The organism is Janthinobacterium sp. SUN176 (assembly GCF_030587335.1).
In the GTDB taxonomy this organism is placed as follows: domain Bacteria; phylum Pseudomonadota; class Gammaproteobacteria; order Burkholderiales; family Burkholderiaceae_D; genus Janthinobacterium; species Janthinobacterium kumbetense.
Genome location: NZ_JAPWIA010000005.1, coordinates 177,452 through 190,170, shown reverse-complemented (window position 1 = coordinate 190,170; position 12,719 = coordinate 177,452). Strand labels below are relative to the sequence as shown.

Genomic DNA, 12,719 nt, shown 5'->3' with positions numbered 1-12,719 from the left:
TGACAGTGTTTTTTTTACGGCACACCCAATCCGTTGCGTAAACGAGACTGATAACGATTCTCATTTGCGAATTAGCGCCCAATAATTACAATGTCTGCCTACCCGTCCATCGCCAGCCACTTGCCCGCTTGCCACAGCACAGCGTCGCGCAGCCAGCCAGGAACCACTACCTGACCTTATCGAGAGAGCAAGATGGCAATCAAGAGCCGCAAACACGTCCAATCCCGTTTCAACCAGCACATCGGCGCCGCCCTGGCCGTGATGCTGCTGCCCGTTGCCGCCCAGGCCGCCGATCCGGCCGGTCAGAGCGCGCCTGCATCGCAGCAAACCCTGAACGAAGTCAAGGTCATTGGTTCCAAGGAAAATGATTTCAAGGCCGAAAAAGCCTCGTCGCCGAAATACACGGAAGAGTTGGTCAACACGCCGCAAACCATCGTCGTGATCAAGAAGGAATTGATCGAACAGCAAGGCGCGCTGACCCTGACGGACGCGCTGCGCAACACGCCGGGCGTGGGCACTTTCTTCCTCGGTGAAAACGGCAACACGAACACGGGCGACGCCGTCTACATGCGCGGTTTCGATTCGTCCGGCAGCATCTATGTCGATGGCGTGCGCGACGTGGGTTCCATTTCGCGCGACGTCTTCAACATCGAACAGATCGACGTCTTGAAGGGCCCGGCGGGCACCGACAGCGGCCGCGGCTCGCCGACCGGCTCGATCAATCTGGTCAGCAAGACGGCCACCATGGAAAACAAATTCAATTCGCTGCTGACGGCGGGCAGCGGCAAGCAGAAACGCGCCACGGCCGACTGGAACCGCATCCTCGACAGCGATACGGGCACGGCCTTGCGCCTGAACCTGATGACGCAGGACAGCGGCAACCCGGCACGCGATGAAGTCAAGAACAAGCGCTGGGCCTTCGCGCCCACCGTCACCTTCGGCATCGGTAAACCAACGCGCATCACGGCCAGCTACCTGCACGTGGATCAAAACAACGTGCCCGACGGCGGCGTGCCGACCATCGGCTTGCCCGGCTACTCGACACCGGACGTTCCAACGAAGGATCAACCGGTCATCCGCAGCTTCCTGAACAGCGCCGCCAGGGTCGATCCGAAGAATTTCTACGGTTCCACCTCGGACTACGACAAGATCAAGGCCGACATGGGCACCTTGCGCATCGACCATGATTTCTCGCCCAACGTGCAGCTGCAGAACACCACGCGCTACGGCAAGACCCAGCAGGACTACCTGCTGACGGCCTTCATGGGCAGCATGGGCAACCTGAAGACACCGGTCACCACCGATCCGTCGACCTGGACGCTGGAGCGCTCGCTGCGCACCGTGAAGGACCAGGAAAACACGATCCTGACCAACCAGACCGTGGTCAGCGCGCAATTCGACACGGGCGTGCTGAAGCACTCCGTGGTGGCCGGCGCCGAGTTCACCAGCGAAAAACAGACCAACTACAGCTATGTGCCCGCCAGCCTGGGCACCTTGCCGGCAGCGAACCTGTACCACCCGAACCCGCGCGACACCGTCACCGGCCACAACCCCGTGCGCAGCGGCGCCTTCACCGAAGGCGAAGTCAACACGCAAAGCCTGTATGTGTTCGACACCATCAAGTTCGGCGACAAGTGGCTGTTCAACGGCGGCGTGCGCTTCGACCATTTCAACACCACGTATGACGCCGTCGCCCTGCAAGGGGCCGTGACTGCGCCTGCGGTACAGCCATTGCCAGTGGGCACGCTAATTCCCACCCACCTGACCCTGAGCGACACCCTGGCCAACGGCAAGATCTCGGCCATGTACAAGCCGACGCCGGACAGCAGCGTGTACGCCTTGCTGGCCACGTCGAAAGCACCGCCAGGCACCAATTTTGCCCTGAGCACCGCCGCCAGCAGCGCGCAAAACCTGAACTATGACCCACAGGAAACCATCACCAAGGAAATCGGCACCAAGTGGGACTTCCTGAAGCAAAAACTGTCGCTGTCGGCCGCCGTCTACCAGACCACCGTCAAGAATGAAGTGGAGCAAGATCCCGTCATCTCGACCATTTATTACCAGACCGGCAAGAAACGCGTGCAAGGCCTGGAACTGGGCGTGGTGGGCGAAATCATGCCGAACTGGCTGGTCAGCGCCGGCTACACCCGCATGAATACCAAGGTCGAGTCGAACAAGGTCTTCACGGCCAGCGGCGACAAGAACCTCACCTACACGCCAAAACAGGCGTTCACCAGCTGGACTTCGTACACCCTGCCATTCGGCCTGAAGATCGGCGGCGGCGCGCGTTACGTGGGTGAAATGCTGCGCGGCACCGACGGCGCCGTCGGCACGCCGGCCCGCGTGGATGCCTACTGGGTCTTCGACGCCATGGCAACCTACACCGTCAACAAGAACCTCGACGTGCAGTTGAACGCCTACAACCTGGCCGACAAGACCTATGTGGCGGCCATCAACAAATCCGGCTTCCGCTACACCCCGGGCCAGCCACGTTCGTTCAGTCTGACGGCGAATATCAAGTTCTAACGTCAAGAGAACACGCATTGCGTCACATCAAGCCCCTCTTCGGAGGGGCTTTTTTATTGTCCTGATAATCTTGTCTTTTTGGCGCACCGTCGCCCTGCCGCGACTAGCGTATGAAAAGTCATACAGCGATGTCCCGCCGCGTCCAATATTTCGCGCAAGCGCGCCAAGTTGCGACATCTAAACAACAAAAAAGCATCCTTAAATCAACAACTTAAGAAGTTAGGTTCCAAATTCCCATTTCAGGCATATCCTTTGCTATGTACAGGTTTTGCTGCAAATAATCGCTGGCACGCAAGGGCTTGTTTTTGAGAAATATTGACTCCAAGCTTGAGTTGCTCGCTATCAATAATCCGCTCACAGCGGCGTTTCACCGGAGGAGTCAAAATGAAAAAGAAACGGCCATTAACCCTGTACATCCTGATTGCCATGATCCTCGGCATTGCCGTGGGCTATGGATGCAACACCGCTTTCCCTGATGCCAAGCTCAGCGCTCAAATCGCTGGCAATATTTCCATCGTCACCGACGTCTTCCTGCGCCTGATCAAGATGATCATTGCGCTGCTGGTGTTCTCCACCCTGACCGTCGGTATCGCCCACATGGGCGACGGCAAGACGGCAGGCCGCATCGGCCTGAAAGCCATGTGCTGGTTCGTCGTGGCCTCGCTGGTGTCGCTGGCGCTGGGCATGGTGCTGTCGAACCTGATGCAGCTGGGAACCAACCTCGGTTTGCCATTGCCGGACATCCACGCGTCGACCAATCTGAAAACGGCCGCCTTCACCTTGAAAGATTTCTTCACGCACCTGGTGCCGAAGTCGCCGATCGAGGCCATGGCCAACAATGAAATCCTGCAAGTGCTGGTGTTCTCGATCTTCTTCGGCGGCGCACTGGCCGGCCTGGGCGAATCGGGCAAGACCCTGACGGCCGTCGTCGACCAGCTGGCGCAAGTCATGCTGCGCATCACCGGCACCATCATGAACCTGGCCCCGCTGGCCGTGTTCGCCGCGATGGCTTCCGTCATCACCACCCACGGCCTGGGCGTGCTGGTCACGTTTGCCAAGTTCATGGGCGGCTTCTACGTTGGCCTGCTGTGCCTGTGGGCCCTGCTGATCGGCGCCGGCTTCGTGGTCATCGGTCCGCGCATCTTCAAACTGGTCGGCCTGATCCGCGAACCGTTCCTGCTGGCATTCTCGACGGCCAGCTCGGAAGCGGCCTATCCAAAACTGCTGACGGCGCTCGACCAGTTCGGCGTGGACCGCAAGATTTCCAGTTTTGTGTTGCCAATGGGCTACTCCTTCAACCTCGACGGTTCGATGATGTACTGCACCTTTGCCGTGCTGTTCATTGCGCAAGCCTACGGCATCGACCTGTCGATCGGCACCCAGATCACTATGCTGCTGCTGCTGATGCTGACCTCGAAAGGCATGGCCGGCGTGCCGCGCGCCTCGCTGGTGGTGATTGCCGCTACCCTGAACCAGTTCAATATTCCGGAAGCGGGCTTGCTGCTGCTGATGGGCGTCGACCAATTCCTCGACATGGGCCGTTCGGCCACCAACGCGGTCGGCAACGCCGTCGCCACGGCCGTCGTCGCCAAGTGGGAAGGTGGCCTGGCCACCGAGGAAGAAGCCGCCGCGGCCAACGCGGCCAGCCTGAACACGGAAAGCCATTGGGGCGAAGCGGATCACGCTAGCAAAGCCTGATAGCGCCATGGCCCGCCACAAGCGGGCCATTTATTTGTTGTCGATGTTGAGTAACAAGCAGTCAGGTAGTGCGATCAGTAGTCATTCCAACTTATTAGAGAGATTTTCATGAAAAAAGTCCTGTTTACCCTGCTGGCCCTCGGCGCAGCCTCCACTGGCGCCATGGCCCAATCGAGCGTGACCATCTACGGCGTGGCTGACGCCGGCCTGGTGTTCGACAAGGATGCGGCTGGAGACCGCCTGAACCGCGTCGCTTCCGGCGTCGCTTCCGGCTCGCGCATCGGCTTCAAGGGCAAGGAAGACCTGGGCGGCGGCCTGGCCGCTACCTTCGTGCTGGAAAGCGGCTTCAATATCGACACCGGCACCTCGGGCCAGGGCGGTCTGCTGTTCGGCCGCCAGGCATATGTCGGCCTGACCGGCAGCGCCGGCGCCGTCACCCTGGGCCGCCAATATTCCCCGTACTACCTGGCCCTGCGCGACGTGGCCGATCCGTTCGTCATCGGCCTGGCCGGCACGGCATCGAACCTGATGGTGACGAATATCCGCGTCGATAACATGGTGCAATACACCACGCCGACCTGGAGCAAGCTGTCGGCCGACCTGGCGTATGGCTTTGGCGAAGTGGCCGGTGACAATGCAAAAAACCGCAGCATGGGCGGCGCCGTGCATTACATCGACGGTCCGCTGAACGTGACCCTGACGCACCACCGCAAGGAAAATGCGCTGGCGACCCAGCAAACGCGCAACACCCTGCTGGCCACGCGCTACGACTTTGGCGTGCTGCAAGGCAACTTCGGCTACGCCGACAACCGCGCCCTCGACAACAGCAAGAGCAACGACATCCTGGTCGGCTTCAGCGCACCGTTCGGCGCCACCAAGCTGGTCGCGTCCTACATCCGCCACAACGACAAGAGCAATGCCAATCGTGACGCCCAGCAATGGGCCATCGGCGCGTTCTACGCCCTGTCCAAGCGCAGCGACCTGTACACCGGTTACGGCCACATCAGCAACAAGAACGGCGCCACCTTCGTCGTCGGCAATGCCACGGACAATGGCACCGGCAACAGCGGTTTCAACCTGGGCATGCGCCATACATTCTAAGGACGTCGAGCTGTCCGTGACATAGAAGTGTGAGCCGCCGGATGCATATCCGGCGGCTTTTTCTTTTTACGCAATATTTAAATGCGATACTGTGGGTTCTTGCAAGTTGGCAGCTGATTTTATGAATAGCAGTACTACGAAACCCTCCCTTTCCTGGCGCCAGCGCCTGTCGCAACGGTCGGGCCGCGAAACGCTGGCCTGGGGCGTGGTGCTGGCCGCCTGTCTGGCCACCGTCTGGCTCGTGTATTTCTGGACCGAACGCATCGCCATCGGCAAGCTGCAGGCCAGCGGCGCGCAGCGCCTCGAGGTATATGTCAGCAGCCTGGAAAATGCGCTGGAAAAATACGACTTCCTGCCCAAGACGCTGGAACTGAACCGCGACGTCATCCGCCTGCTGCAGCACCCGGAAGACCCGGTGCTGGTCGATACGGTCAACCATTACCTCGAGCAAATGAATGCTCAGGCGAAATCATCGACCATTTTCATCAGCAACCTCGACGGCAACACGCGGGCCGCCAGCAACTGGCAGCAGCCCGATAGCTTTATTGGCGACAATATCTCGTTCCGCCCCTACGCCCAGGACGCGCTGCGCGGCACGCCGGGCCGCTTCTATGGCGTGGGCACGACGCGGCTGGAACCCGGTTATTTCTTTGCCCACGGCATCTACCAGAATGGCCACATGCTGGGCCTGGCAACGGTGAAGGTGAACCTGGAAAACCTGGAAAAACGCTGGGTGCAGGGCGCCGACAAGGTCATGCTGGCCGACGAGCACGGCGTGATCTTCCTCAGCTCCATGGCGGACTGGAAATACAAGACCCTGGCACCGCTGTCGCCCGCCATCGTCGAAGAACTCAACCGCACGCGCCAGTATTATTCGAAGCAGCTGGCAGCCATCCCCTTCGTTTCCGACCGCCAGCTGGGCAATGGCGCCCGCGTGATCAGCGTGCGCGAGCAGGAACACGCCGACACGCCGCCGAAGATCAGCTCCAGCGTCATGACGCAGATCAAGCTCAAGTCCCCGCAAGGCTGGACGTTCATTTACCTGTCCGACCTGGCGCAGGCCAAGGCCAGCGCGCGCGCCGCGGCCGCCTTCTCTTGCGTGCTGCTGGGCTTTTTCATGCTGCTGTTCTTTTACCTGCGCCAGCGCCGCGCGGCCGTGGCGCAAAAATTGCGCGCCCGCGAAGACTTGCAGCATGCGTATGACAACCTGGAAGCCATGGTCGAGGAACGCACGTCGGAACTCAATGCCATGACGCAAAGCCTGAGCCAGGAAATCGACGTGCGCAGCAAGGCCGAGCAAAAACTCCACATCACGCAAAACGAACTGTTTCAAGCCGGCAAGATGGCCGTGCTGGGACAGATGTCCGCCAGCATCACGCATGAACTCAACCAGCCGCTGACGGCGCTGCGCACCATGTCCGACAATGCCGTCATCCTGCTGGAACGGGGACGGCTCGACGACGCGCGGCGCAACCTGGCGAAGATCTCGCAAATTGCGGCCAGGATGGGGACCATTACGGGTCAATTGAAGATTTTTGCGCGCAAGTCGACCACCAGCCTGACCTCCGTCTCGATCCCCACGGCGATCAGCAACGCCCTGTTCCTCGTCGAACGCCGGCTGCAGGTGGAAAATGTGCGTTTTACTTTGCAATTGCCGCCCGAAGACATCTTCGCCATGTGCGAAAGCAACCGCCTGGAACAGGTGCTGGTGAACCTGTACGCCAACGCGCTCGACGCCATGAATGGCAGCGAGGTGCGCAGCCTGCGCGTGGCCGTCGAATGCACGCCCGAGCACGTGCTGATCCACGTGGCCGACACGGGACCGGGCCTGTCGACGGAAGTGTGCGAACACCTGTTCGAACCGTTCTTCACCACCAAGCCGCAAGGCCTGGGACTGGGACTGGGGCTGGCCATTTCCGAACAGATCACGCGCCAGTTCGGCGGCGTGCTGCGCGCCGAAAACGCCCCCGGCGGCGGCGCCATCTTCACCATCGAACTACAGATTGCAACGCAGGAGGAAAAACATGTTTGACGGCTTGAAGGTCTTGCTGGTCGAGGACGACCCCACCGTACGCGAAGGCAGCGAGCAGGCGCTGCAACTGGCCGGCCTGGACGTGCTGGCGTTTCACTCGGCCGAGCTGGCCTATAAACTGCTGACGCCGGATTTCCCCGGCATCGTCGTCAGCGACGTGCGCCTGCCCGGCATGAGCGGCCTGGAATTGCTGCAGGCGGTCAAGACGCTGGACGCCAACCTGCCCGTGATCCTCGTCACGGGCCACGGCGACATTACGATGGCCGTGCACGCCATGCGCACGGGCGCCTACGATTTCATCGAAAAACCGTATTCGTCCGAGCAACTGGTCGACGTCATCCTGCGCGCGCTGGAAACGCGGCGCCTGACCCTGGAAGTGCACAGCCTGCGCCGCCAACTCGAGGACGGTGGCGGCATCGAAGCTCGCCTGCTGGGCAATTCCGTGGCGATGCGCGACATACGGCGCCTGATACTCGACGTTGCCGACGAACCGGCCGACGTGCTGATCTATGGCGACACGGGCACGGGCAAGGAAATGGTGGCGCGCTGCCTGCATGACTTCAGCCACCGCCGCAAGCACAACTTCGTCGCCGTCAACTGCGGCGCGATTCCCGAAAGCATTTTTGAAAGCGAAGTCTTCGGCCACGAACCGGGCGCGTTCACGGGCGCAGCCAAGCGGCAGGTGGGCAAGATCGAGCACGCGGATCAAGGCACTTTCTTCCTCGACGAAATCGAATCTCTGCCCCTGTCCCTGCAAGTCAAATTGCTGCGCGTGTTGCAGGAACGCTATATCGAGCGCCTGGGCTCGAACGTGCCCACGCCCGTCGACGTGCGCGTCATCGCGGCGGCCAAGCTGGACCTGGAAGACTTGTCGCAGCAACAGAAATTCCGCAGCGACCTGTACTACCGCCTGAATCTGATCGTGCTGCATCTGCCGCCGCTGCGCGAACGACGCGAGGACATTCCCATCCTGTTCGAACACTTCGTGCTGGCCGCCGCCGCCCGCTACAACCGCGCCGCGCCCGTCGTCTCCAGCGCGCAGATGCGCAACCTGATGGCACATTCCTGGCCCGGCAATGTGCGCGAGCTGCGCAATATCGCCGACCGCTTCGTGCTGGGCATCGCCGGCGGCGCCTCGAGCTTGCTGGCGGCCGGACTGGCCAGTCCCCTGTCGCTGGCGGAACAGGTCAACGGCTTCGAACGCGCACTGATCGAACAGGAACTGCGCGCATATTCCGGCAACGTCAGCGAAGTGAGCGCAGTGCTCGGCTTGCCGAAGCAAACCTTGTACCACAAGATGCAGAAGTACAACCTGGTGGCCGAAGAGTTCCGCTGATCAGCCGACCCGGCCCGTGCGCAAGGGCGTGACCCAGTCTGGCCGCCCGTTCGCCAGCGCCAGCCGGGCCGCCTTTTCCCAGTCATATGCCACGGCGTGCAACTGCGCCGTCCAGGCACCATCGGCACCCTGCTCGGCGATCGCATAGCGCGCATGCGGCGTGCCGTTTTCCATCACGTGCGGATAACCATGGTCATCGTCGTAGGCTTGCAAGCCCACGCTGCCCGGATTGACGACCAGCCGGCCATCGGGCAAGCGCACCTGGCGCGGCATGTGCGTGTGGCCGCACAGGATCAGGGCCGCGTCCGTCGTCCCCGCGCGTTCGGCCACCTCGTCCGGCGTGGCGGCGCGGCTGCCTTGCCGCGTGACGCTGTCGAGAAAATACACGAGATCGCTTTGCGGCGTGCCATGCACGAGCAACACATCCTTGCGCAAGCGCAAGGTGGCAGGCAGCGCATTGATCCACGCGAGTTGTTCAGGCAGCAGTTGCGCGCGCGCAAAGGCGTCCGACACGCCCATGCGGGCCGGGTCGCCGAACAATTGCCGCTCGTGGTTGCCGCGGATGGTGGGCAAGTCCAGCCCCATCAGGCGCGCCGCCGTGGCGCGCGGCTGCAGATGGCCCGAGACGATATCGCCCAGGTTGACGATCACGTCCACGCCACGCAGGGCGATGTCGGCCAGCACGGCTTCGAGCGCATCGAGGTTGCCGTGGATATCGGAAATGGCGGCGATTTTCATGATGTGACTCCCTCCCGTGCGCACCATTCTGCGCGCGTCAGCCGATACAGGCAATGCGTGCGCAAACGGTGGCCAGGCGGCAGGGCCGGATGCTCGAACGTGGCCGCATCGCGATGCATGCCCAGGCGCCCCATCAGCGCGCTCGAGCGCACGTTGGGCAAGGCGGTGAACGAGACGATTTCCGGCAATTGCAAATGGGTAAAACCCGCCTGCAAGGCGGCCTGCGCCGCTTCCTGCGCGTAGCCTTTGCCCCAGTAATCGAAGGCCAGGCGCCAGCCGATTTCCACGCATGGCGAGCACGGCAATTGCGCGTCGGGAATATGCAGTCCCGTCATGCCGATGAAGGTATTGTTTTCGCGCAAGGACACAGCCCACCATCCCCAACCCCGCTCGGCGATGAGGCCGCGGCAACGCTGCGCCACGGCGTCGCTGGCCTCGCGCGACAGGGTAGCGGGAAAGCAGGCCATCACGCGAGGGTCCCCATTCAGGGCCGCAAATGGCGCCAGGTCGCTGTCGCGCCATTGGCGCAGCAGCAAGCGCGGCGTCGTCAGTTCGATGATCTGTTGCATGTTTTTTCCTCTCTTGACTAATGGTGACATCGGGTAGGACAAGTCCGACGGCCAGTTGCGTCGTGCGGCTACGTGATCCAAAAGTAACAATTGCTACCATTTCCTCATTGCATTACCGCATCACGCCAGCCGCCCCGACGTCGCGGCCCGTTCACTTTATCTTGAGGAGTAGCCCCATGTTTGCCACGCCCGTCCCCGCCCGCCTGACCCCGCCACGTTTGCGCCATCTTGCCTTGCGCAGCACCATGATGCTGGGCGTGCTGGGTGTCGCCACGGCCGCCGCCACGGCGCGGGCGGAACCGTCGCCCGCGCTGGATCGCGTCAGCATCTCGGTAGGGGCGTTTTCCGCCGATCCGCGCATCAATATCGGCGCCGACACGCAGTTTGGCCGCATCGACGCGCCCGAATCGAAGCAAAGCCACACGACCATCCCCCGCATCAAGGCGGACTTGCTGATCGGCGACCGCCATGGCCTGGCATTCGACTACTACCGTTACGACAAATCCTACACGCCAAGCCTGACAGGCGACACCATCATCAATGGCCAGCCCGTCACGGGCACGGCCACGGCGAATGCCGATTTAAAACTGGACCTGGCCAAGCTGGCCTATAAATGGTGGCTGGGCAGCGGCAACGACACCTTCGGCATCGGCCTGGGCGCCGCCTACTACCACGCCAGCCTGAACGGCACAGCCACCGGCATCGTCAATGGCGAGACGGCCACGGCGCGCGATTCCATCGGCGAGCACGCGTTCGCGCCGCTGCTGGAAGTGGGCTGGCGCCACGCGTTTACACCGGACTTGCGCATGTATGCGGAAGCGTCAGGCATCAAGAAAAACGGCGGGCGCATCAACGGCCACATCTACGGCGGCAATATTGGCGTGGAATGGTTTCCGTTCAAAAATATCGGTTTCGTGGCCGACTATGGCATTTCGAAAATCAAGCTGCACCGCGACAGCGAACGCGATGCCGACCTGAACGTGCGCCTGACGGGGCCGTCGGCGTATGTGAAAGTACGCTTCTAAACGCGCTCAAGCCGCCGGTTTCAGCACAGTCAGCTGGAACTGCGGCAAGGCAGGGTCGTCATACGCCTCGACCCTGGCAAACGCCAGGCGCGCAAACGCCTGCTGCCAGAACGCGCAGGCAGCGGCATCGTCGCGAAACGTCGCCACCAGCCACGTCTGCACGCTGTCCAGCAGCACCCTGCGTACCACTTCCAGCGCCACGCCCCGGCGCCGGTATTTCTTCAGGATAAAAAAGTCGCTGAATTCCTGCACCGGCAGCTCACCCGCCATGCCAGGTTCCGTGAGGAAAAAGCCGGCCAGTTCGCCATCGACCTCGATCCAGCTGGCCGTGTGGCCGGCTGCGTGCACATACGACGCCAGTCCTGCGTCGCACACGTCATAGCGGCCATCGGCCAGCAGCGCCTCGCCGCTCCAACTAGCATTGTCGTAACAATACAGCTGGAACAGCCGGGCCAGCGCTGCCTCTTCGCCAGGCACGATGGCGCGCAAAGTCATGTTTCCCGGCGTTGCACGCATATCCCCATCCTTTCCGCACCATGGCGTCATTGAAGCTGGCGAGTGTAGCACCGGGGCATTCATCCCGCCCCTCCGGTATTTCATCCCTGCATTTCCTTCCTTGGTCACAAAACCGTTTTTCCCCTCAAGTTGCCTATATACCATCCCCTTTCATTAACGTCCGCCATCGCGGTTGATAAAGACAAGGGTGATCCCCTTTCACAGGCCGGCAGGCACGCCTCTGCCGGCGTTTAGACCCACGTCCTGGAGAGTGCTGCATGCTAAAGATCAAACAGTTGAACAAAACGTATGCGAATGGCGTCAAGGCCATCAACAATGTCAGCCTGGAAATTCCCAACGGAATGTTCGGCTTGCTGGGGCCGAATGGCGCGGGCAAGTCCTCGCTGATGCGCACCATTGCGACATTGCAATATCCCGATAGCGGCAGCATCCATTTCGATGGCATCGATGTGCTGCAGGACAAGGCCGGCCTGCGCCGCCAGCTCGGCTATCTGCCGCAGGATTTCGGCGTGTATCCGAAGGTCAGCGCGGAAACCCTGCTCAACCACTTTGCCGTCTTGAAAGGCTTGACGGAGAAGGGGCCGCGCAAGGAAGCCGTGGAAGCCCTGTTGCAGCAAACCAATCTGTGGGAAGCGCGCAAGCGCAACCTGGGTACGTATTCGGGCGGCATGCGCCAGCGCTTCGGCATCGCCCAGGCGCTGCTGGGCGCGCCGCGCCTGGTGATCGTCGATGAGCCGACGGCCGGCCTGGACCCGGACGAGCGCAACCGCTTCCTGAACCTGCTGGCGAAGATCGGCGAGCAGGTGGTGGTGATCCTGTCGACGCACATCGTCGACGACGTGACGGACCTGTGCCCGCGCATGGCCATGATCGTCAAGGGGCAAGTGCTGGTGCAAGGCGAGCCGCAGGCGGCCATCGACACCCTGCTCGGCAAGGTGTGGCGCCGCAGCGTCGGCATGGACGAGCTGGCGCAGTACCAGCAGTCGCACAATGTGCTGTCGACGCGCCTGGTGGGCGGCAAGCCGCAAATCAATGTGTATGCCGACAACCAGCCCGACAGCGGCTTCGTGCAGATCGCCCCGGACCTGGAAGACGTGTACTTCCTGCATGTGCGCAACGCTGCCCGCAACGGCGCCGCCGTTCCCGCTGCGGCACCGTCCGCCGTCGCGGCGTAAGGA

The 12,719-nt window shown here is 61.7% G+C and carries 10 protein-coding genes; 7 read left to right on the top strand and 3 right to left on the bottom strand.

Features of this window, described 5'->3' with window-relative positions; genetic code table 11:
* Positions 1-192 precede the first annotated feature (192 nt).
* From O3299_RS24930 to O3299_RS24910, 5 genes are all read left to right on the top strand, one after another.
* On the top strand, positions 193-2,526 hold the full coding sequence (locus O3299_RS24930; RefSeq protein WP_305063431.1) for a catecholate siderophore receptor Fiu: 2,334 nt from the start codon (positions 193-195) through the stop codon (positions 2,524-2,526).
* Between the two features lie 384 nt (positions 2,527-2,910).
* Positions 2,911-4,224, top strand: coding sequence for a dicarboxylate/amino acid:cation symporter (locus tag O3299_RS24925; RefSeq protein WP_077398166.1), 1,314 nt, complete (start codon positions 2,911-2,913; stop codon positions 4,222-4,224).
* A gap of 108 nt (positions 4,225-4,332) precedes the next feature.
* Complete coding sequence (locus O3299_RS24920; RefSeq protein ID WP_305063430.1) at positions 4,333-5,325, top strand: porin; 993 nt, start codon at positions 4,333-4,335, stop codon at positions 5,323-5,325.
* A gap of 121 nt (positions 5,326-5,446) precedes the next feature.
* Entirely contained in the window at positions 5,447-7,357 is a 1,911-nt protein-coding gene (locus tag O3299_RS24915) for an ATP-binding protein (protein ID WP_099666131.1), read from the top strand.
* Positions 7,350-8,693 carry a sigma-54 dependent transcriptional regulator gene (locus O3299_RS24910; protein ID WP_077398169.1) on the top strand — a complete coding sequence of 448 codons (1,344 nt, stop codon included), beginning with the start codon at positions 7,350-7,352 and terminating at the stop codon, positions 8,691-8,693. Before O3299_RS24915 ends, O3299_RS24910 begins: the two co-directional genes overlap by 8 nt.
* On the opposite strand, the gene O3299_RS24905 is transcribed toward O3299_RS24910, so the two are convergent.
* Together O3299_RS24905 and O3299_RS24900 are read right to left on the bottom strand one after the other, a co-directional pair.
* Positions 8,694-9,431: a metallophosphoesterase gene (locus O3299_RS24905; RefSeq protein WP_305063429.1), complete on the bottom strand. Its 738-nt coding sequence runs from the start codon at positions 9,429-9,431 to the stop codon at positions 8,694-8,696.
* On the bottom strand, positions 9,428-10,000 hold the full coding sequence (locus O3299_RS24900) for a GNAT family N-acetyltransferase (protein ID WP_305063428.1): 573 nt from the start codon (positions 9,998-10,000) through the stop codon (positions 9,428-9,430). Before O3299_RS24900 ends, O3299_RS24905 begins: the two co-directional genes overlap by 4 nt.
* 176 nt (positions 10,001-10,176) lie before the next feature.
* Here O3299_RS24900 and O3299_RS24895 point away from each other — a divergent pair, with 176 nt between their 5' ends.
* A complete protein-coding gene (locus O3299_RS24895) occupies positions 10,177-11,025 on the top strand; it encodes a hypothetical protein (RefSeq protein WP_099666128.1) in 849 nt (282 codons plus the stop codon).
* A 6-nt stretch (positions 11,026-11,031) separates the two neighbouring features.
* Here O3299_RS24895 and O3299_RS24890 read toward each other — a convergent pair whose 3' ends face one another.
* Positions 11,032-11,541, bottom strand: coding sequence for a GNAT family N-acetyltransferase (locus O3299_RS24890; RefSeq protein WP_305063427.1), 510 nt, complete (start codon positions 11,539-11,541; stop codon positions 11,032-11,034).
* 257 nt (positions 11,542-11,798) lie between these two features.
* Here O3299_RS24890 and O3299_RS24885 point away from each other — a divergent pair, with 257 nt between their 5' ends.
* Entirely contained in the window at positions 11,799-12,716 is a 918-nt protein-coding gene (locus O3299_RS24885) for an ABC transporter ATP-binding protein (RefSeq protein ID WP_305063426.1), read from the top strand.
* The last annotated feature ends 3 nt before the right edge of the window (positions 12,717-12,719 follow it).